Origin of the sequence: Rhodococcus sp. 14-2483-1-2, assembly GCF_002259405.1 — a bacterium.
GTDB lineage: Bacteria > Actinomycetota > Actinomycetes > Mycobacteriales > Mycobacteriaceae > Rhodococcoides.
On the sequence record NZ_NPFW01000007.1, the window covers coordinates 50942 to 72264 of the forward strand.

Consider the following 21323-nt stretch of genomic DNA (forward strand, 5'->3'; position numbering starts at 1 on the left):
CCCTTCCTCGTGGTTGTCGAATTTAATATAAATAAAAATAGCCTAGCCCGTCAAGGCGCTGCTCGACTATCGACTCGGCGCGTTGCCGACGACCGAGACGAAGGAGACGCAACCGCCGGGACGACCACCCAGATTGTGCGTCAGCGCCAGCCTTGGGTCGTCCAATTGGCGACGCCCTGCGCGCCCGGAGAACTGCAACCAGCACTCGTAGAGCATCCGCAGCCCGCTGGCACCGACCGGATGCCCGAAGGACTTCAGGCCGCCGTCCGGGTTGACGGGAAGGCTGCCGTCGGAGTCGAAATCGCCGGCCAGCATCTCCTTCCAGGCCTGTCCCCGGTCACTGAAACCGAGGTCCTCCATCAGGACGATCTCGGTCGGAGTGAAGCAGTCGTGCACCTCCGCCAGCGACAATTCTCGGCGCGGATCCTCGATACCTGCCTGCGCGTAGGCGTCGCGTGCACTGTGGACCACCTCGGGGAAGGTCGTGAAGTCGTAGGCCGGATCCACCGCACCTCGCATCGGCCCCGCAGCCAGCGAGAGGCCTTTGACGTACATCGGTGTGTCCGTGTAGTTCAGCGCGTCCTCGGCCCGGACGATCAGCGCGCAGGCAGCCCCGTCGGACACTCCCGAGCAGTCGAAGACACCGAGTCTTCCTGCCACCTTGGCGGCACCTTCGATCTTCGAGCGTTCGACTTCCTTCCGGAACTGAGCCTTGTCGTTCTTCGACCCGTTGACGTGGTTCTTCCACGCCACGTGCGTCATCGCGGTGCGCATGTCGTTCGGATCGACGCCGTACTTCGCGCAGTAGGCAGGATCGAGCAACGAGAACGCCGCCGGTGCCGTGAGTGACAACTCACTGGCTGTGCCGTCCGCAGGCGGATCCGCACGCAGCAAACCCGAGAAGCCCGAGTCCTTGAGCTTCTCGACGCCGACGGCCATCACCGTGTCGTAGGCACCGGAGGCAACCGCATAACACGCATTGCGGAAGGCCTCGGAGCCGGTGGCGCAGTAGTTCTCGACCCGGGTGACGGGTTTGTAGTCGATGCCCAACGGCCTGCTCAACGCCAGTCCGGACTGTCCGGATCCGAGAGTGCCGAGCCAGTACGCGTCGACGTCCGCCAGGCTCAGCCGTCCGTCGGCCGGCAGACATTCCTGCACGGCATCGATCACGAGATCGTCGGCAGATTTGTCCCACCGCTCACCGAAGGCGGTGCAGCCCATCCCGACCACCGCAACACGGTCTCGAATCCCATTGCTGGTCATACCGACTCCTCCACTGCGGAACGACCCTCGCTCACCGGTCGCGCCTTCCAGAAATAGTTGTGCACTCCACCCGCGGTGAACAGCCGTCGAAACGACAGCTCGACGCGACTTCCCACCGTCACCGAGGACGCCGCGCCGTCGGCGACCTCCAGTGAGTACCGGCCACCGCCGTCGAAGTCGACGACGGCCTCCACCACCGGAGGCGACGGCGAGAACGCCAGGCGATCGATCGTCGACGTAGCCACCGTCCCGCGCGCACCTCGCCGAGATTCCGGGTGCATGGAGTCGACGCTGCCGCAACCGCGACACACTCTCGCGGGCGGAAGGTGGACGAATCCGCAGCGATCACAACCGGATCCGACGAATGCGAACTTCCATGCCGTCGCGCGTCCCGAGGGCGGCGCGGCCGGTCGATCGGGTTCGGGCCGTCGCGGCGGCTCACGGTCGAGGAGCCCACGCCACGACAGGTAGGTCAGATACGAGATCCGGTGTCCCCCGCTGCGTTGTTCGGCAACAGGACGTCTCGCACGATGGTTCACGATGCCGGGAAGGACGCGCAGAACCAGAGCATCGCATCCGTCGACCGCGGACAGGACCAGAACGGTCTCCCCCGGCGCAGCCGAGTCCAATACCTCCGCCAGCGCGATCCCCACGTCGGCAGCACCACTGAACCCCAACGTCGACGTGACCGTCGAGACGGTTCCGGAGGCCAACGCGGTCAGCCGCTTTCGAATTCCACTGTTCGGCGAGGTGAGTACGACGTGGTCCGGTGCATCGACACCCGCGGCAGCGAGCGCCCGGCGCTGCACCTCCGCGATCAACGGGGTGTACTCCTCCTGGCCGTAGCGCTCTTCCCACTGGCTCCCGCCGATCGACGCCGGATCCCGCCAGCGATCGAGGAATTCGAGCGTCGACGACGCCGTGGACAGCAATGCTGCGATTCCGGTGCCCTGTTCGGTGGTCTCGGCGAAGACGAACGCAGCTCCGCCGTCGCCGCCCGACCGTTCGTCCGAGGAACCGGGTCGTCCGGTCCGCACGTCGGACATGACGGCCATACCGCCGGATTCGGCCGCGCACCTGATGGCGGCCATCGACGACTTTCCGGTGCCACCGAAATCCGCGCAGAACACGTCGGAGGGCAAACCCAAGGCAGCATGAACTGCAACGGCATTGGTCTTGTCCGCGTATGCGTGAGACGAGCTCGCGAAGTACACCGTTGCCGGTACGTACTGCTCCGCCGACGCGGCGGAGGCTGCCTCCACGGCGATGGTCGTGCTGTCCTCGTCGAACGAGGCCACCACCCGATCTGCTCCGCCCACTCGGCCACCGATGTCCTCGGGTGCCAGTCGGTAGGTGGGGAGGTAGGCGGCGTAGGACACCAACTCGGCAGTCATGTCAGGCCCTCTCGAACATGGCGGCGATTCCCTGGCCGCCGCCGATGCACATGGTCTCGAGTGCGTACCGCCCCCGGCGACGCTGCAGTTCGTTGAGCATCGTCGTCATGATGCGTCCGCCGGTGGCACCGATCGGGTGCCCGAGGGAAATACCGGAACCGTTGACGTTGAGTCTGGAATCGACGTCGTCGAGTGTCAGACCCCAGCCGGACAGCACCGCCAGAACCTGTACAGCGAAGGCCTCGTTGATCTCGATCAGATCCAGATCCGCGAAACCCAGGCCGTTCTTGGCGAACAACTTCTGCACTGCGCCGACCGGTCCGATCCCCATCATCGACGGCTCGCATCCGACGGCCGCCCAACTGTGCAGGAAGCCGATGGGCTCGAGACCCAACTCGTCCAACCTGTCCTCGGCCACGACCAGACAGGCACTCGACGCGTCGTTCTGCTGGGCCGCGTTTCCCGCGGTGACCGTTCCCCCGGCGATGAGGGGACGCAGGCGAGAGAGAGTCTCCATCGACGAGTCGGGTCGAACCCCCTCGTCCCGGGTGACCGTGATCGGATCACCCTTGCGCTGGGGAACATTCACCGGGACGATCTCGGCGTCGAACGAACCGTCCGCCCATGCTCGAGCGGCGGCGCGGTGACTGCGCACCGCGAACTCGTCTGCCCGCTCGCGGGATATCTCGTACTTCTGCGCCAGATTCTCGGCCGTTTCGATCATTCCGCTGATACGCCCGAACCGCCATTCCGGCTGCGACCGTTCCCGCCCGCGATCGAGCCGGTCGTACAGTGCGAGGTTTCCCGACCGAGAACCCCAGCGAGCCGAGGTGGTGTAGTGCTCGATGTTGCTCATCGACTCCACCCCACCCGCAAGGACGACGTCCGCCGCGCCCGTCTGGATCATCATCGACGCGGTGACTACAGCTTGCAGCCCGCCCCCGCATCGCCGGTCGGTCTGAAAGCCAGGAACTGCCACCGGGAGTCCGGCATCGAGCGCAGCCCATCGTCCGATACACGGGGCTTCGGAGTTGGCATACGACTGCGCGAACGCCACGTCCTCGATCCGTTCGGGATCGACTCCCGACGCAGCCACCACGGCCTGGATCACCGCCGAGGCCAGGTTTTCGGCCGGAACCGGGCGCAGGGCACCGCCGAAGGCACCCACCGGGGTTCTCAGTGGTGCCACGATTGCTGCGCGTCTCATCTGACAGTTCCTCTCGTCGACTGATGTTCTCCTCGAAGAATCGGCTCGGCCGCGGCCGCTAGTTCGCCGCGGTGCACCGGGTCGGCCAGCCTCAGCATTTCCTCGACCCGGCGTTCGAGCGACAACCCCCGAAGGTCGGCAATGCCGTTCTCTGTCACGATGATTGCCGCGTCGGCCCGCGGTGTGCTGACCGGACCGCCGAGTGCGGCCACGATTCTGCTCCGCCCGCGGGCCGCCGACGGCAGAGCCACGATCGGCAAGCCGCCCCGCGATGCGGCAGCGCCGCGCAGGAAGTCCATGGCTCCGCCTACTGCACCGACGTACTTCCCCGCCGCGACCTCGGCGTTGACCGCTCCGAACAGGTCGACCTCGATGGCCGAATTGATGGCGGCAAGAGCATTCTGCGCGGCGAGCGTCACCGAATCATGCGTGTACGTAGTCGATCTGACGTTCACAGCCGGGTTTCGATCCACGAAGTCGAAGAGTCGACGCGTACCGGTGACGAACCCCGCGACGGCGATGCCGCGGTCGAGTGACTTGTGTGCTCCCGTTGCGACGCCCATCTCCATCAATTCCATGGCGGCTTCGTTGAGAACCCCGCTGTGGATACCGAGATCGCGTCGACCGTGCAGCTCACGCAGCACTGCCTCGGGTACGGCACCGATCCCGAATTGAAGGGTCGCTCCGTCCTCGATCAACGACGCCACGTTCCGCGCCACTGCGTGCACGACGTCGCTCGCGTGAGCCGACTCCATCTGCGCCGGCTCACGCGAGCTGCGAACGGCCGCGGTCCACTCCCCTGGGCCGAGAGTCCTGGCACCCGCAACCACCGGTGCCCTGTCGTTGATCTCGACGATCACGACGGCGGCCGAATCGATGACGGCCGAGAGGTAGTCGTCGGTCAAGCTCATCGAATGTCGACCGGTCTCGTCGGCAGCCGAGACCTGAACGAACACCACATCGGCCCGCGCCGGACCGGACGTCAACAAGTCCGGAATGCGCGAGTAGTGCACCGGTGCGATCTCGAGCAATCCTGCCTGGTGCAGTGCGGCATTGCTGCCGGTCCCGCAGTACGAGGACAACGAGAGTCCGTCGACCGACTCCGGCTGCAGGATCGACCGAGCCGGAATTCCGACAAAACACCGAACCGGTCCGATCTGATGGCGTTGTGCAACAAGAAGTTCGGTCAGAGTCTGCGGCTCACCGCACGCCTGACCCCATACGATGCTGTCGCCGGGCCGAACGAATCGCGTGAGATCGAGTGACTGTTCTGCGCCGATCACGCTACCCGGCACTGTTGTTGTTCCATCTGTCGGACGACGGATCGAGCAACTGATTCAGATGGCCGTCGCTGAGCCATACGATGGTCTCCAGTTCCAACGCATCGAGAAACCGAACCCGCCCGGTCCGCAGATCCTCCAGGCGAAGCCGAATGCCGTTGCCGGAGCGGTCGAACGTCACCTCGACTTCGGCGAACTCGCTGCCGACGATGTCGCCGGGCGAGGTATCGCCTGCGTCGGAACTGCCTGTCCCCACCACCGTCATATCAAGAAACCCAGTGTGGCAACGGCTTTGTCGTGATCGACGAGCACGACCTTCTTGTAGGCCAGCGCGAAGCCGGTCTCCGTTCGTCGCAGCCGATACGTGGTGCGTCCGCCCCAGATCTCGTTGCCTCGTGTCCTGGACTCGAAGACGATGAAATTGCACCCGACCTCGATATCGACATCGCCTGCCGCGGAACGACGGCCGCCCAGAATCTCGACGTTGGACAGCAGGCGACGCATGTGCGACGGCGGTGCCTGGGCATACCGCTTTCCGGTACGAACCTGCTTCAGCCGAGTCGAAATACGATTCCTGTTGTCGTAGATGATCGACACACAGGTCAGCGGGTCCGAGTCCATGTCCGAGGCGGGAACCCAGTAGATGGCGTCGTCGGTCCACAGCGCCTCCCACGAGTCGTAGTCGTTCTCGTCGGCGAATCGTGCTTCTCGATAGAGGAACTGCTCGACCTCACGAAGATCGGTTCCTGCCGGCACATCGACGAGTCCGTCGGCGATCTCTGCTGTTTTCACTGGTCGGCCTCCATCAGTTTCTTGTAGTGAGCCCAGAAGCCGCGCATCCCGACCTCGTCCGTGGCCGTGCCGATCGTGAACCCGTTCTCGTCGGTCTGCTCGCGATGGATACCGCGACGCACGTCGAGCCACTCCGGTGCGAGCATGCCGACGCCGCGCTGGTTTCGCTCGTACATCTCGGTGTCGTCCGCGAGCAGCATTCCGGCCGGTCCGACGGAGCCGATCGACTGAGAGATCATGCGCTTGTTCAGTTCCGGCGCTCCGGCGAGCTGCACCGCGGTTGCATACTGCACGCACTCGTCCGCGGCGACAGGCTGAATGTTGAAGACCTGGATCTCGGCGATGAACAGGTTGGGGAACACCATGACGTGGGGTGCGCCCTCGACGAGAATTCGTTCGGCATCCTCACCGTGACGGGCCCGGATCGCCTCGACGTAATCCGGTACCCGAGATTCCGTGGTACCGAACCAGCGCATCGGTTCGTCGAACTTGCGGAACTCCGGTCGAAGGTCGTTCTCGCTGTGGCCGTTTCCGAGGTTTCGCGTCACGGCCGTCGACGCATCGCTGTACAGCGCGCCGATCGGCGAGCCGGTCACGCCGAATATCGATCCGTGGACGAACTGCGGGTGATAGCCGTCGGTCTCGTTCTCGGTCAGCAGCTTCCAGTTGGCCTTGGTCTTGTGTTGCAGCCACCCTGCGGTGAGTTCGACCTTTCCCTCGGGCGAGAGATTCGCGAGCCGATCGATCTCACCGGCGGCTCCGCCCAGGTGCTCGACGAGGCTGGGTCCGTCCTGCGCGAAGCTGCCGAACACGAAGCCCTGGTAGGACGCGACTCGTGGGACCTTTCCCATGGTCAGGTCGAGGTTGTTCTTACCGCCGTACCCCTTGTTGTACGGATACCCCAGCAGCTCACCGGTGTTGCGGTACGTCCACCCGTGGTACGGGCAACGGAACGAACTCGAGTTGCCGCGCGCGTCGTCGCACACCAGATTCGCTCGGTGTGCACACCGGTTCAGCAACAGATGCACCTCGCCGTCGCGGTCACGGGTCATGACCACGTCCTGCAGGCCGAGCTTCTTGCGGATGTAGTCGTTGGGCTCGGGGATCTCACTTTCGTGACCCACGAACACCCATGTGGCGTACCAGATCTTGGCAAGTTCCTCGGCGAAGATCTGTTCATCGGTGTAGAGCGATCCGTGCACGCGGGTCGGCTCGATCAATCGGGAGTACTTCGACTCCCCGGACGGACTTCCGGTACCGGTGGTGTCCATCCCTGCGGGGACGACTGCGGTCATACTCCACTTCCTTCCATGGATTGGGCTGCTGCCGCTGTCGCCAGCTGCACCAGTCGAAACTTCTGCACTTTGCCGGTCGGGGTTGTCGGAAGCTCCTCGGCGTCGAGGAAGACGACCTTCTTCGGTACTTTGAATCGCGCCAGATTCGATCGGCACAGCTCGATCAGCTCGGCTGCTGTGACGGTCGAGCCGGGTGCGCGAACCACGACGGCACAACCGATCTCGCCCCATCGGTCGTCCAACAGGCCTATCGCGAAGACCTGGCTGATGCCCTCGTGTGCCGCGAGCAGATCCTCGATCTCCTTCGGCATGACCAGCTCGCCGCCGCTCTTGTAGAGCTCCTTGCTGCGCCCGGTCACCTGGAGGTACCCGTCGTCTCGGACCAGGCCGAGGTCGCCCGAGTGGAGCCACCCGCCCCGCAGCGCCGCCGCAGTTTCCTCGGGCTTGTTCCAGTACCCCTTCATCGTCGAGGGACCCGAGGACACCAGTTCGCCTTCGGAGCCGTTCGGCTGCAGTTCACCGGTGAGCGGATCGACGGTGCGATAGATCACCAACGAGTCCGATCCTTCGATGCTGGCCGCGCCGGCGAGTTTGGGGCGGCCGACGGTATCGGATGTCAGGGAGAGCGGGTCCTCGGGCAGCGTGAGTGTCATTGCCCCGCCGCACTCGGTCATGCCGTATCCGGTCACGATCTCGGAGACGCCGAATTCACGTTCGACTTTCTCCCACAGCCACACCGGGGCCGGGGCCGATCCGCACAGGATCGCGGTCAGTGACCGGAGATCGTACTTGTGCCGGTCGGGATGTTCGACGATCGCCACAGCCATCGTCGGCACGCAGAGAATGTCCGTTGCCCCGAATCGTTCGATTCCCGCGAGATAGCCGACGGGGCTGAACGAGGTCTGGGGAACGATGGCACCGCCGACGAACATGACCGACAGCAGACCCTCGACGTAGCCGAACATGTGATAGCACGGTAGCGAGAACAGGATTCGACGTCCGTCCTCGTACGCTCTGGTCAGGGCGGACGCGTACCCGGTGCGCAGCACCGCATCGTGGGTGACGAGTACACCTTTGGGCGAACCTGTGGTCCCCGAGGTGTAGAGCATGTCGCCGATGTCGGTCGGATCCGCACCGTGGCCCACGGCCGCGTCGGCATTCTCGATGCCGAGGTCCGACAGGTCGGCCACGGTCATGGCACTCACGCGTCGAGTACCGCCGGTGTCGAGCACGACGACCGAACGCAGAGCGGGCACCGCGTCGGCGGCCGAATCGGGCCGTGTCGCGAACGACAGGGAATCCCACCCCGGTGCGATCTCGTCGAGCATGGCCACGTAATCGAGCGTCGAGTATGCGTTCATGGTGATCAGCACCCGGCACTCGGACTGCTGCAGAACGTATTCCAGTTCGTTCTGGCGGTACAGATAATTGAAGGGGATGGCGATCGCTCCGACGCGCGCGATCGCGAACTTGAGGGGGACGAACTCGGGGTGGTTGGCCATGAGCAGGCCGACCCGATCACCTCGCTGGACCCCGAGCGAGGCCAGGCCGTCCGCAAGGCGGCGTGACTGTTCGGCCACGTCGGAGTACGAGTACGTGACCTCCTCCGTCAGCACCAACGGACGGTGCCGATAGCGATCTGCGCACTCGTCGAGCCAGCCGTCCAGAGTGCGTGGTATCCACTCGGGATGCTCGCTCATCAGCGCACTGCGCCGATCCTCGATACCGGTAGTCATGCCAGCCTCACTTTATTCTCCGTTAGATTAATAAATGTACCCGAGCGCAGAGAACCGTTCATCCCTCACCGACCCACGAATTGCGGTCGACGTCTCGCATGAAATGCCTGCACACCCTCGGCGAAGTCCTCGGTGTCGAACAGAACCGCTTGGTTCTCCACTTCCAGATCGAGCCGCGCATCGCGGTCGACGATCCCGCTCGCCAATGTCGCCTTGATCGCCGCCAACGCCAACGGGGGACCTGCTGCCGCAGCGGCCGCATCGGCCAGCGCGGCGTCGAGAGCGGCACCGGATTCGACGACGGAATCGACCAGACCGAGTTCTCCCGCTTCCGATCCCGAGATGCGCCGCGGGAACATCAGCAACTGCTTCGCTGCTGCGACTCCGATGCGATCGGGCAGGCTGGTGAAGATTCCCATGTCCCCTGCCAGCCCCACCCCGGTGAACGTGGTGCCGAACAGGCTGTCTCGCGCGGCGACCACACGATCGCAGGCCAGCGCCAGCGCCGTGCCCGCCCCGAATGCCGGGCCCTCCACGGCCGCGATCACCGGCTTACCTCGCCAGAGTGCACGAATCACCCGCTGCGCCGCCTGCGCTCGCGGGCGGGTCAGCTCGGGAGCTTGACGCGCCATCGTCGAGATGTCACCACCCGAGCAGAACGCCCCGCCTGCACCGGTCAACACGATCGCTCGCACCGAGTCGTCGTCCATCGCCGCTTCCACTGCCTCGGCAAGGACTACGCGCAGTGGCATGTCGATCGCGTTCTTCACCCGCGGACGGTTGAGTGTGAGAACTCGGACGCTGTCTCGATCCTCGACCGTCACCAGGGTGTGTTCGTCCGTCGTCACAGTTCGACTCACCGCCCGACGAACGTGGGGGTACGACGCTCGAGCACGGCCGCCAGTCCTTCGAGCGCGTCTGCCGTTCCGGACAGCTCCGATACCGTTCGCGCTTCTTCGGGAAGCTGACCTGCCACGCCTGCACCGATACCGGCCCACACCAACCGCTTGGTCGCGGCCAGCGCGAGAGGGGGCAGCTGCGCCAGTCCGAGCGCGAGTTCGTCTACTGCGCTGGGCAACTCGGCGTCGGGGACGACCGACGTCACGATTCCGCAGTCCTTGGCCTCCGCCGCCGACAACACCGAGTTGGTGAGCAAGATTTCCATCGCCTTGCGCAGTCCGACGAGCTGGGTCAACGTCACCGTCACGCCCGCATCCGGTGCCATCCCGACGCGGACCGCGCCGGAGAAGAACTTCGCCGACTCCGTTGCTATCACCAGGTCGGCTGCGCACACCAGGCCGAAACCCCCGCCGCCTGCGGCGTATCCGTGGACCGCGGCGATGACCGGGACTTTCAGCTGAATCAGTGCAGATGTGGCGATCTGCAGCCACGCCGTGGCTTCCCGAAGATATTCCGGTAGGTCGGCTCCCTTGGACTGGAAGGTCTTCACGTCACCGCCGGTGCAGAAGTTCCGGCCTTCCCCGGAGATGACGACGACCTTCACGGTGGGCTCGGAGTGGCATCGGAGAATCGCTGTGTGCAGCGCGACCAGGAACTCGACGTTCATTCCGTTGGACGATTCCGGGCGATTGAGCCGCAGTCGCGCGACGCCCGAATCCTCGACCTCCAGCAGTACCGGACCGGTCTCGATCAATGTGTTGCTCACTGTCATCGAATTCCTCTTCCTCGGGGATGCGTTGGACTACCTGCTGTTGAAGCTGGATACACCGGAGCCCCCGGCCTCGCCGGATATGTGGGCGACAACGGCCTCGCGTTCCATGGCGAGGCCCTCGCTCAGAGATGTCGCGGACCCATCGCACACCAACCGTTTGATGCCCACGAGTGCGTCCCTGCGCTTTTCGGTGAGTCTCCGAACGAAACCGTCAACACCGGAATCGAATTCGTCGGGCTCGAACCCGCGATAGGCAATTCCCCACTCGACTGCATCCCGGCCCGACAGACGATCGCCGGAGAGGATATGCCCCAGTGCTCGTTGCCTTCCGACAAGTCGAGGTAGCCGCTGCGACCCGCCACCACCGGGTACCTGGCCGAAATTCGAGTGATTGTCCGCGATCTTGGCGTCGTTGCGTACCAGCACTATGTCGGCGGCCTGCATGAACTCGAATCCGCCTGCCATGGCGTAGCCCTCGACGACGGCGACGACCGGCACCTCGACCTCCGAAATCGCGGCGCAGGCCGCGCCGAAGTTGTCGAACAGGGGTTGCAATGCCGCCGGGCCCGACTCCCGCAATCTCTCGACCTCGCCGAAGTCGCCACCGACGCAGAAGTTTCCGCCCCGGCCGCGAACGACGACGACGCAGACATCCGGCCGAGTTCCCAGGGTCCGGATCGCATCCTCCAACTGACGACCAAGCTCGATCGTGATGGCATTCATCTGTTCGGGCCGATTCAGAAAGACTCGGCCGACGCGGCCGTCCACGACGGTGTCGACGACGCTCACATCAATCGACCTCCGCCGACCTCGAGGACGCCGCCGGTCATGTAGCTCGACAACTCACTGGCGAGGAAGAGCACTGCATTGGCCACTTCCCGAGGCTCTCCCGCGCGCTTCATCGGGATCGCGGCCTCGCGCTCGGCGAACACCTCGGGCGGCATCGCCTCGGTCATCGCCGTTCGGATCAGCCCGGGCTGTACCGAATTCACCCGCACGTTGTGGTGTGCCAACTCCTTGGCCGCTGCCTTCGTCAGGCCGACGATGCCGGCCTTGGCGGCGCTGTAGTTCGTCTGGCCGGGATTGCCCGACTTCCCGGACAGGGACGAGATGTTGATGATCGACCCGGACTTCTGCTCGCGCATCACGGCCGACGCTGCCCGAACACCGAGCCAGGTACCACGCAGATGCACGGTGATCACAGCATCGAAATTGTCGACCGTCATCTTCTTCAGGGACGCGTCCCGCGTGATTCCTGCGTTGTTGACCATGATGTCGAGGCTGCCGAAATGCTCGACGGCCCTCGCCACCAGGGAGTCGACCGCGGCCTCGTCCGTGACGTCCGCACCGACTCCGATTGCACGGTCACCGAGGGCCACTGCAGCTGCAGTGGCCGCTGCGGCGTCGAGATCCGCCAGGACGACCGACGCACCACCTGCGTGCAGCACCCGAGCGATCTCGAGGCCTATCCCCTGGGCTGCACCGGTGACGATCGCCGTCCTACCCTGCACCAGGGCCACGTCCACTACGTGCCCGCTCATCCGATGTACCGCACGACGGACTCGATGACGCTCGCCGGCTTGGTGGCACCCTCGACGTTCATCGTCGTCACGAACACCGCCTGCACCGCACCCTCCAGGCTCTGCACACTGTCGATCCGGGCGGAGGCCGAGAGCCGGGCACCGACACGAACCGGGCTGGGAAAACGCACCTTGTTCATTCCGTAGTTCACAGCCATCGAAATGTTGTCGACCCGGTAGAGCTGGTTCAGGAACAGCGGCAGCAGCGACAGCGTGAGCAGGCCGTGGGCGATGGTGCCTCCGAACGGCCCGGACGCAGCTCGCTCGGGATCGACATGGATCCACTGGTGATCGCCGGTTGCATCGGCAAACAGATCGACCCGCTCCTGGTCGACGACCAGCCAGTCGGTGGTTCCGAGATCGCATCCGGCTGCGTCCTTCAGCTCGTGCAACCCCTCGAAGATCTTCATACAGCGCCCCATCTCGTAGGTATAGTATTTGAATTGAATCTAAATTAAAGTAAGCGTCCAGTCAATCGTCGGACGGCAGCGAAGGGGCAAGAATGGATCTCGGATTGGTCGGCGCGCGGGTGCTGGTGACCGGAGGCGCGTCCAACATCGGACGGGGCATCGTCCACGCCTTTGCGGAGGAAGGCTGCCGGATCGTCATCAGCGACATCGACGGCGAGCAGGCGGACAAGGTTGCCGCAGAAGCCCTCGCCCTGGGTGCGGAGTCCGCGCTGGTCTGCGCGGGCGACCTGACCGACCCGGACGCCGCCGACGCAGCCGTCGATACGGTCACGAGCAACTGGGGCGGCATCGACGTCCTGGTCAACAACGCGGGGTGGAGCGTGCCGGGGTTCCTGAGCGAGGATACCGATCGCGCACGCTGGCAACGGACCGTCGAGGTGAATTTCTACACCGCGGTAGCAACCACCCAGGCAGCCCTGAAGCCGATGACCGAGGCGGGGTGCGGCTCGATCGTCTTCATCGCCAGCGACGCGGCGTTCGGACAGATTCGCCAGGGGATCTACGGGGCCACCAAAGCGGCGGTGGTCGCGCTGGCCCGAACGACCGCAAAAGAGCAGGGCAGGCACGGAATTCGATCCAACATCGTCTGCCCCGGCCTGGTCATCCCGGACGGACCGGAGGCGGTGGGCAGCGGAAGCCTGTGGTCGGTCGGACAGGACGCCGTCTTCAACGACAAGCAGATCGAGTATCTACGGAAGGACACTCCCCTACGCCGGCTGACGACCGCCGACGACGTCGCCAAGTCGGTTCTGTGGCTGTCCTCCGAATCCGCCGCCCGCCAGGTGACCGGTCAGATGTTCTCCGTCAGCGGCGGATACACGATGCCATGAGCACGCCGTGAAGCCGAGCAACACCAGAACCTCGTCGCTCACCCGCGATCGCGGCGATGCCACTCGCCAGCGAATATTGACCGCTGCGGCCACGGTGTTGAGCACCAAAGGGTATGCAGCCACCCGATTGTCCGATATCGCCGCCGAGGCCGACGTACGAACTCCCGGCGTCTACTACTACTTCGCGTCTCGGGACGAATTGATCGCCGAGGTCATGCGAGTGGGTCAGCGTCGAGTGCGCGAGCACGTCGAGTCCGCCCTGGCCTCGGTTCCCGATGATGCCGGGCCCCGTGAACGAATCCGAGTTGCGGTCGAGGCGCACCTGCGGGTGGAACTCGAGTTGTCGGAGTTCGCCACGGCGGTCACCCGGAACACCAGCCAGCTGACGGAACAGGTCCGCGGCGCCCAGCAGGCGGAGAGCGACAGGTACCACCGGATGTGGCGCACGCTCCTCGAAACCGCACGCAGCGAGGGCCTGCTCCTACCGGACCTCGACCTCGGGATTGCGCGCATGCTCGTCATCGGGGCACTGAACTGGACGCCGGAGTGGTGGCGCACCTCGACCGACTCGATCGACGTGTTGGTCGCCACTGCGCAAAGCATCGTATGCGCCGGGCTTTTCGGGATCCCCGCAGATCCGGGCGACGGTGGTTCCACTTTTGATTCTATGTTAAATTCTTGAAATATCGCCAGCAACCAGGAGGACACATGCCCGAGGCCTATATCGTCGACGCCACCCGTACCGCTGTGGGACGCCGGAAAGGAGGTTTCGCACAGTCACATCCGGCCGACATGGCCGCACACGTCATCAAGACGCTCGTCGAGCGCAATTCGTTCGATCCCGCCGCGATCGACGACGTGATCCTCGGTTGCCTGGACAACATCGGCTCGCAGGCAGGCGACATCGCCCGGACCGCAGCCCTCGCTGCCGGTCTGCCGGAAACGGTTCCCGGCGTCACGATCGACCGCCAGTGCGGATCCGCCCAGCAGGCAGTACATTTCGCTGCACAGGGCGTCATGAGCGGCACCACCGACCTGATCGTCGCCGGCGGCGTCCAGAAAATGAGCCAGTACCCGATTCTGAGCGCCTTCACCGCCGGCGAGCCCTTCGGCTCCACCGATCCCTGGACCGGTTCCGACGGCTGGGCCGCTCGATACGGCAGCGAAGAGATCTCCCAGTTCCGCGGAGCCGAGATGATCGCCGAGCGCTGGAACATCAGCCGACAGGACAGCGAGGCGTTTGCGCTGCGCAGCCACCAACGCGCGCTTGCTGCCATCGCCGCCGGGCACTTCGAGCGGGAGATCACCCCGTTCGCAGGGATCTCGACGGACGAGGGCCCGCGCGCCGACACCACCCTCGAGAAGATGGCCTCGCTGCAGACTCTCACCCCGGGCGGCACCCTGACTGCCGCTGCCGCAAGCCAGATCTCGGATGGCTCGGCCGCCCTGCTGATCGCCTCGGAGGACGCCGTCGCACAGTACGGCTTCACTCCGCGTGCCCGTATTCACCACATGTCGGTCCTCGGAGCAGACCCCGTGATGATGCTGAGCGCTCCCATTCCGGCAACACAGCACGCCCTCAAGAAGACGGGCATGTCCATCGACGACATCGACGTCGTCGAAATCAACGAGGCATTCGCGCCGGTCGTGCTCGCCTGGTTGGCCGACATCGGTGCCGACCCGGCGAAGGTCAATCCCAACGGCGGCGCGATCGCTCTCGGTCACCCGATCGGCTGCACCGGGGCACGGCTGATGGTCTCGATGCTGCACGAGCTGGAGCGCACCGGCGGACGCTACGGCCTGCAGACCATGTGCGAGGGCGGCGGCCAGGCCAACGTCACCATCATCGAAAGGCTCTGACATGGATCGTCAGCTCTACACCGAGGATCACGAGATCTATCGGGAATCGGTGCGCGACTTCCTCGCTCGCGAGGTCGAGCCGCACAAGGACAAGTGGGACGAGGCCCGGTGGATCGACCGCGAGGTCTTCGCGAAGGCCGCCTCGCAGGGCTTGTACGGAATCCAGATCCCCGAGCAGTACGGCGGTTCCGGCGAGACCGACTATCGATACCGCATGGTCGTGTGCGAAGAAGTCGCCCGCATCAACGCACTGTCGTTCGGCCTCACCGTCGCTCTGCAGGACGACCTGTTCCTGGCGTACCTGCTCGATCTGACGACCGACGATCAGAAGCAGCGGTGGCTGCCCTCGATCGCCTCCGGTGAGAAGATCGGCGCGCTGGCGATGACCGAGCCGGGAACCGGAAGCGATCTGCGTGGCATCAAGACCTCTGCCCGACGCGAGGGCGACGAGTTCATCCTCAACGGCCAGAAGACGTTCATCTCCAGCGGAATCATGGCCGATCTGCTCGTCGTCGCTGTGCGTACCAACCCCGAGGGCGGCTCGCGTGGCTTCAGCCTCTTCGTCGTCGAACGGGACACACCGGGTTTCGAGCGGGGCCGCAAGCTCGACAAGATCGGCCTCCCCGGCCAGGACACCGCGGAACTGTTCTTCGAGGATGCGCGTGTTCCGGCGAGCAACCTTCTCGGTGAGGAGGGGCTCGGACTGCAGTATCTGATGGGCCACCTCCCGAGGGAGCGGCTCGGGGTCACCGCCATGGCGCTGGCCACCACCCGGGCGATCTTCGACATCACCGTGGCGTACTGCAAGGACCGCAAGGCATTCGGCAAGCCGATCTCGACCTTCCAGCACATTCAGTTCGAGCTGGCCGAGATGTCGACCGAGATCGACATCGCCGAGGCCTACGTCGATCGCTCTGTGCGCGCGTACAACGACGGCACCCTCAGTGACGTCGATGCAGCCAAGGGCAAGTGGTTCGTGAGCGAACTGCAGAAGCGGGTCATCGATCGGTGCCTGCAGTTGCACGGCGGGTACGGATTCATGAACGAATACGCCGTCGGAAAAGCGTACGTGGACACTCGCATCCAGACGATCTACGGCGGCACCACCGAAATCATGAAGCAGATCATCGGTCGCGACCTGATCGCATGAAAGACAACGGTGACGCTCGAGTGCACAGATCCTCGGGCGTCACCGTTCTCGACCACCTCGTCGGGTATCGAGCCGACGAGACCACGGACCTCGGACGGAGTGGAATGTCCCTCAGCGGCCATCGAAGGCGATCGGTGCTCATCGCACCGGCATCCGACGAACGCAAAGCGCTCAAAGCCCTGCACTCGGACGCCGACGAGGTCGTTCTCGATCTCGAGGATGCCGTGGTGCCGGCGCAGAAGCAGATGGCTCGCGATACGGCAGTGCGTCTGGCCGACGAGCATGCGGCCGGGCGCACCGTGTCGGTACGCATCAATGCGCCCGACTCTCCCTGGTACGCGGACGACGTGGCTGCTGTGTCGCAGTGCGCTCACCTCACCGGCATCGTCCTTCCGAAGGTCCACTCGCGCAGGGACATCGAGGATGTCGACCGGGCTCTCGAGCACAACTCAGGACTGCGGATTCAAGCCCTGTTGGAGACACCCGAGGGGATTCTGAACGCGCGCGAGATCTGCGCCGCTTCGGAGCGACTGAGTGCGGTGATCATCGGTTACGCGGACCTCGGCGCAGCGATCGGACGATCCCCCGCGGACATCCGACAGTGGATCTCCATCCAAGATCGGGTTCTGCTCGCGGCCCGCGCGGCAGGGGTGGCTGCCATCGACGGCCCGGCCCTCGGGATCGCCGACGACGAGAAGTTCCGGAGTGCGGTGACGTGGTCGGTCCAGCTGGGCTTCGACGGCAAATGGGTCATCCATCCGGCACAGATCGCCACGGTGACAACGGCGTTCACACCCACTGCCGAACAGGTGGAGCACGCTCGGCGCGTCGTCGAATCACTCGCGGTTGCCGAGGACGCGGGTGCGGGCGCGGCGTTGCTGGACGGACAGATGCTGGACGAGGCCGTTGCTGTCGCAGCCCGTCGCGTACTGGCGCAGGCCGGTCGGCGATGAGCGAGGACACCGTACGGTCCCCCGTCCTGGTCGGTGGCCCGTACTTCGACGAACTGTCGGTCGGCCACGTGTTCGACACGGCCCCGACGGTGACCTTCACCGACGGAATGGCCGCAGTTCATCAATCGATACTCGGGATTCGGCTCCGCCTACCACTCGATGCCGGTCTGTCTCGACGCGTCGCCGGCCACGGCGGAACCCTGGTGAACCCGGCGCTGGTCTGCGATGTCGCCATCGGCCAATCCACCACGGCCACACATCATGTGAAGGCAAACCTCTTCTATCGGGGTCTGCGCTTCCACACGCTCCCACGAATCGGCGATTCGCTCACCACGGTCACCACCGTCACCGGCCTACGCGAGAACTCACCGAAGCCAGGACGTCGATCGACCGGGCTGGCAGCGCTGCACATGAAGTCCACCGATCAGCGCGGGCGTACCGTCTTGGACTTCCATCGATGCGCCATGCTGCCGATCGGCGACGACCCCGACGAAGGACGAGTGCGTCACGACGACACTCTCGAGCCCACCGCACCTGCCGGCACCAAGGAGGGCGACGCCATCGTCGGCGGGCTCGACCTCCCGACGTTCCGGACAGGAGCGAAGGGACCGCACTTCTCGCCGGAGCTCGCGGGCGTGACATTCGAATGCAGCGCCGACGTCGTCACCAGCGCACCGGAACTGGCGCGTTTGAGTCTCAATACCGCAGCAACACACCATGATCAGCGCTCGGGCCCGCTCGGACGGCTGGTGTACGGAGGTCACACCATCGGCCTCGCGCTGGCTCAGGCCACGCGGGCACTGCCGAACATCGTCACCGTTCTGGGCTGGGAATCGTGCGATCACCTCGCACCCGTCCGCGAGAACGACACCCTGACCAGCACCGTATTCGTCGAACGCGCCGAACCGCTGAGCGAGGGCGGGATCCTGCACCTTCGCTCGGTCGTGCACTCGGTCGGCGACGGGGACTCCACAGACGTACTCGACTGGCGCTTCTCCGCCCTGATGGCCTGATCGCCCGCATTCCTGCCTTGCCTACCTGACAACGATCGAGAGGAAACCATGAGCGCCCTATCTCAAGACGAGGCAATGATCGTCGATGCCGTTCGAGCGTGGGTGGACAAAGAGGTGCTTCCTGTCGTCCACGTGCTCGAGCACTCGAACACGTACCCCGAAGCGCTCATCGAGCAGATGAAAGATATGGGGATCTACGGACTCGCGATTCCCGAACCGTACGGTGAAGCGCCCGTCAGCATGCCCTGTTATGCCAGGGTCACCGAGGAACTGTCCCGAGGCTGGATGAGCCTCGCCGGCGCAATGGGCGGACACACCGTGGTCGCCAAACTGATCCTCGCGTTCGGGACCGAAGAACAGAAGAATCACTACCTGCCTCGGATGGCCACCGGCGAGATCAGAGCCACCATGGCGCTGACCGAACCGGGCGGTGGCTCCGACCTCCAGGCGATGACGACGGTGGCGCGCAAGGACGGCGACGACTTCGTGGTGAACGGATCCAAGACGTGGATCAGCAATGCCCGCCGCTCGCAGCTGATCGCGTTGCTGTGCAAGACCGATCCCACGGCCGAGCCGAAACATCGCGGTATCAGCATCCTGCTCGTCGAACACGGCCCAGGACTGACGGTCTCGCGTGATCTGCCCAAGCTCGGCTACAAGGGTGTCGAGAGCTGCGAGCTGACGTTCGAGGACTTCCGCGTACCGGTGTCCGCCGTACTCGGCGGGGCGGAGGGCAAAGGCTTCGCGCAGATGATGAAGGGCCTCGAGACCGGCCGAATCCAGGTCGCATCACGGGCTTTGGGCGTGGCCGGGGCTGCGCTCGAGTCGGCACTTCGCTACTCGCAGGACCGAGAGAGCTTCGGCAAGCCCATCTGGAAGCACCAGTCGATCGGCAACTACCTCGCGAACATGGCCACCAAGCTCACCGCTGCTCGCCAGCTGGTGCTCTACGCCGCCGAGAAGTTCGAGGCAGGCGAACGGTGCGACATGGAAGCCGGCATGGCCAAGCTGTACGCATCGGAGGTCGCCATGGAGATCGCCCTCGACGCTGTTCGCATCCATGGCGGCTACGGATATTCCACCGAGTACGACGTCGAGCGATACTTCCGCGACGCACCGCTGATGATCGTCGGCGAAGGCACCAACGAAATACAGCGAAACGTCATCGTCTCGCAGCTCGTGGCACGCGGTGGCCTGGACAGCTGATGAGTGACGACGCTGCGCGGCAGTGCCTGCACGAGGAAGTGAACAGTCGACACCGCGCTGGGACGGATGTCGCTCGGCCGGACGCCGTCGAACATCAGCACCGTCGCGGAAAGCTCACGGCGCGAGAACGAATCGACCTACTGACCGGCGAGGGCGAGTTCTTCGAGTTCGGCGCGCTGGCCGGGCCGGGGCCGTCACAACCGGGCAGCCCCACCCTGGTGGCACCGGCCGACGCCATGGTGACCGGCATCGGCTATGTCGACGGCAGGGCAACGGCCATCGCCGCGTTCGATTTCACGGTTCTGGGCGGGAGCACCGGGGCCGTCGGCATGGCCAAGCTGTCGCGATGCGCCGAACGCGCATTGCTGGACCGCATTCCCCTGATAGTGCTGAGCGACAGCGGCGGGCACCGAATGCAGGAAGGTCTCGACTCCCGGCACGCGGCGCTCGGCTCACCGCTGTTTCAGCAGTTCGACGATCTGTCCGGATTGGTACCGATCGTCACCGTCATGATGGGTCCCGGCTTCGGAGTCGGAACGAATCTGGCGGCCCTGTGCGACTTCGTCGTGATGGTCAAAGGCATTTCGACCCTGGGAATGTCCTCGTCACCGTTCGTCGCGGCAGCCACCGGTGAGCACATGACCAACGAGGAGATCGGCGGTGCCGAGGTTCAGGCCGGCCGCGGAGTCGCCGACTTCGCTGCGGAGGACGAGCACGAGGCTATCGACGCAGTCCGCGCGTATCTGAGCTTCCTCCCGTCCAATTCGCTCGAGGCCCCGCCTCGGATGATGGGTGCCCGGTGGCCCGAGGACATCGATCTGGACACTCTCGTTCCGCTGAGCGGACGCCAGGGTTACGACGTGCGGGATGCCGTTCGCGGCATCTGCGACGAGGATTCGATACTGGAGCTACGCGAAACGGCAGCCCCCAACGTGGTGACGGCCTTCGCTCGCGTCGACGGTCGCGCCGTCGGAGTGGTGGCCAATCAGCCCCTGCACCTCGGCGGCGCACTCGACAGTGCCGCCTGCGAGAAGGCGGCACACTTCATCGCGGTGTGCGATGCCTTCGGTCTACCGCTGTTGATCTTGATCGACCTGCCGGGATTCCTGATCGGATCGGCAGCCGAGACAACACAATTGGCCCGGCGCAGCGGCCGTCTGGTGTACGAGCTGGCCGAGGCCACCGTTCCGCGAATCAGCATCGTGGTGCGCAAGGCCTACGGAGCCGCGTACATCGCCATGGGCGGTGGGCGCGGGTACTCACCGGATCTGGCTCTGGCATGGCCCACCGCGCAGATCTGCGCGATGCCGGTGGACGGAGCCGTCGACATCGCCTATCGCCGTGACTGGCAATCCGCGGAGGATCCGGCTGCTCGACGGGCGGAGCTGATCGCCGGGTTCGAGAAGAACATCGACCCGTTCCATGCGGCCGACGGATTCGGGCTGGACGACGTCGTACTGCCGTCGCAGTCTCGCCGGTTGATAGCCGAGACACTCTCCCGCGTCGCTGCCCGTCGCCCACCGCGGGTGCCGCACAAACGCAGATCCATCTCCCCGATCTGAGCTCGGCCTCTTCGATCCCGGCTTCGAAACGACTCGGCCGGTGCCGATGCCTTCGTGGAG

The 21323-nt window shown here is 64.9% G+C and carries 21 protein-coding genes; 8 read left to right on the plus strand and 13 right to left on the minus strand.

Features of this window, described 5'->3' with window-relative positions:
• Nucleotides 1–66: 66 nt before the first annotated feature.
• The 13 genes from CH295_RS04930 to CH295_RS04990 all read right to left on the minus strand — a co-directional run bounded on the left by CH295_RS04930 (nt 67) and on the right by CH295_RS04990 (nt 12629).
• A complete protein-coding gene (locus CH295_RS04930) occupies nt 67–1263 on the minus strand; it encodes an acetyl-CoA acetyltransferase (RefSeq protein WP_094739950.1) in 1197 nt (398 codons plus the stop codon).
• Entirely contained in the window at nt 1260–2657 is a 1398-nt protein-coding gene (locus CH295_RS04935) for an OB-fold domain-containing protein (protein WP_094739951.1), read from the minus strand. The genes CH295_RS04930 and CH295_RS04935 overlap by 4 nt, the downstream gene beginning before the upstream one ends.
• Before the next feature lies 1 nt (nt 2658).
• Nucleotides 2659–3864 (minus strand): acetyl-CoA C-acetyltransferase, encoded by a 1206-nt coding sequence (locus CH295_RS04940; RefSeq protein ID WP_032367187.1) that lies wholly within the window; start codon nt 3862–3864, stop codon nt 2659–2661.
• Nucleotides 3861–5159, minus strand: coding sequence for an acetyl-CoA hydrolase/transferase family protein (locus tag CH295_RS04945; protein WP_252341908.1), 1299 nt, complete (start codon nt 5157–5159; stop codon nt 3861–3863). Before CH295_RS04945 ends, CH295_RS04940 begins: the two co-directional genes overlap by 4 nt.
• Entirely contained in the window at nt 5149–5355 is a 207-nt protein-coding gene (locus CH295_RS04950; RefSeq protein WP_032367469.1) for a hypothetical protein, read from the minus strand. Before CH295_RS04950 ends, CH295_RS04945 begins: the two co-directional genes overlap by 11 nt.
• A gap of 50 nt (nt 5356–5405) precedes the next feature.
• Nucleotides 5406–5936: an aromatic-ring-hydroxylating dioxygenase subunit beta gene (locus CH295_RS04955; RefSeq protein ID WP_094737134.1), complete on the minus strand. Its 531-nt coding sequence runs from the start codon at nt 5934–5936 to the stop codon at nt 5406–5408.
• Nucleotides 5933–7207, minus strand: coding sequence for an aromatic ring-hydroxylating oxygenase subunit alpha (locus CH295_RS04960; protein ID WP_252341953.1), 1275 nt, complete (start codon nt 7205–7207; stop codon nt 5933–5935). The genes CH295_RS04955 and CH295_RS04960 overlap by 4 nt, the downstream gene beginning before the upstream one ends.
• A 20-nt stretch (nt 7208–7227) precedes the next feature.
• On the minus strand, nt 7228–8967 hold the full coding sequence (locus CH295_RS04965) for a class I adenylate-forming enzyme family protein (RefSeq protein ID WP_094739953.1): 1740 nt from the start codon (nt 8965–8967) through the stop codon (nt 7228–7230).
• A gap of 65 nt (nt 8968–9032) precedes the next feature.
• Nucleotides 9033–9815, minus strand: a complete 783-nt coding sequence (locus CH295_RS04970) for an enoyl-CoA hydratase/isomerase family protein (RefSeq protein ID WP_252341909.1) — start codon at nt 9813–9815, stop codon at nt 9033–9035.
• 8 nt (nt 9816–9823) lie between these two features.
• Nucleotides 9824–10633, minus strand: a complete 810-nt coding sequence (locus CH295_RS04975) for an enoyl-CoA hydratase/isomerase family protein (RefSeq protein WP_371828455.1) — start codon at nt 10631–10633, stop codon at nt 9824–9826.
• A 36-nt stretch (nt 10634–10669) separates the two neighbouring features.
• Entirely contained in the window at nt 10670–11428 is a 759-nt protein-coding gene (locus tag CH295_RS04980) for an enoyl-CoA hydratase/isomerase family protein (RefSeq protein ID WP_037194334.1), read from the minus strand.
• Nucleotides 11425–12165, minus strand: a complete 741-nt coding sequence (gene fabG, locus CH295_RS04985) for a 3-oxoacyl-ACP reductase FabG (RefSeq protein WP_094632896.1) — start codon at nt 12163–12165, stop codon at nt 11425–11427. Before fabG ends, CH295_RS04980 begins: the two co-directional genes overlap by 4 nt.
• Before the next feature lie 11 nt (nt 12166–12176).
• Nucleotides 12177–12629: a MaoC family dehydratase gene (locus CH295_RS04990; protein ID WP_032367194.1), complete on the minus strand. Its 453-nt coding sequence runs from the start codon at nt 12627–12629 to the stop codon at nt 12177–12179.
• A gap of 92 nt (nt 12630–12721) precedes the next feature.
• On the opposite strand from CH295_RS04990, the gene CH295_RS04995 reads away from it, so the two are divergent.
• The 8 genes from CH295_RS04995 to CH295_RS05030 all read left to right on the plus strand — a co-directional run bounded on the left by CH295_RS04995 (nt 12722) and on the right by CH295_RS05030 (nt 21263).
• Nucleotides 12722–13519, plus strand: a complete 798-nt coding sequence (locus tag CH295_RS04995; RefSeq protein WP_094739954.1) for an SDR family NAD(P)-dependent oxidoreductase — start codon at nt 12722–12724, stop codon at nt 13517–13519.
• Between the two features lie 7 nt (nt 13520–13526).
• The gene (locus tag CH295_RS05000) at nt 13527–14201 is read left to right on the plus strand and encodes a TetR/AcrR family transcriptional regulator (protein WP_094739955.1); all 675 of its coding nucleotides are present in this window, start codon (nt 13527–13529) and stop codon (nt 14199–14201) included.
• A 26-nt stretch (nt 14202–14227) separates the two neighbouring features.
• A complete protein-coding gene (locus tag CH295_RS05005; protein ID WP_037194328.1) occupies nt 14228–15379 on the plus strand; it encodes an acetyl-CoA C-acetyltransferase in 1152 nt (383 codons plus the stop codon).
• Nucleotide 15380: 1 nt separating this feature from the next.
• Nucleotides 15381–16529: an acyl-CoA dehydrogenase family protein gene (locus CH295_RS05010; protein WP_094739956.1), complete on the plus strand. Its 1149-nt coding sequence runs from the start codon at nt 15381–15383 to the stop codon at nt 16527–16529.
• A 104-nt stretch (nt 16530–16633) separates the two neighbouring features.
• Nucleotides 16634–17482, plus strand: coding sequence for an HpcH/HpaI aldolase/citrate lyase family protein (locus CH295_RS05015; protein WP_094740272.1), 849 nt, complete (start codon nt 16634–16636; stop codon nt 17480–17482).
• Nucleotides 17479–18495: a hotdog family protein gene (locus tag CH295_RS05020; RefSeq protein WP_094739957.1), complete on the plus strand. Its 1017-nt coding sequence runs from the start codon at nt 17479–17481 to the stop codon at nt 18493–18495. Before CH295_RS05015 ends, CH295_RS05020 begins: the two co-directional genes overlap by 4 nt.
• 48 nt (nt 18496–18543) lie before the next feature.
• On the plus strand, nt 18544–19701 hold the full coding sequence (locus CH295_RS05025) for an acyl-CoA dehydrogenase family protein (protein WP_094739958.1): 1158 nt from the start codon (nt 18544–18546) through the stop codon (nt 19699–19701).
• Nucleotides 19701–21263 carry an acyl-CoA carboxylase subunit beta gene (locus tag CH295_RS05030; protein ID WP_094739959.1) on the plus strand — a complete coding sequence of 521 codons (1563 nt, stop codon included), beginning with the start codon at nt 19701–19703 and terminating at the stop codon, nt 21261–21263. Before CH295_RS05025 ends, CH295_RS05030 begins: the two co-directional genes overlap by 1 nt.
• The last annotated feature ends 60 nt before the right edge of the window (nt 21264–21323 follow it).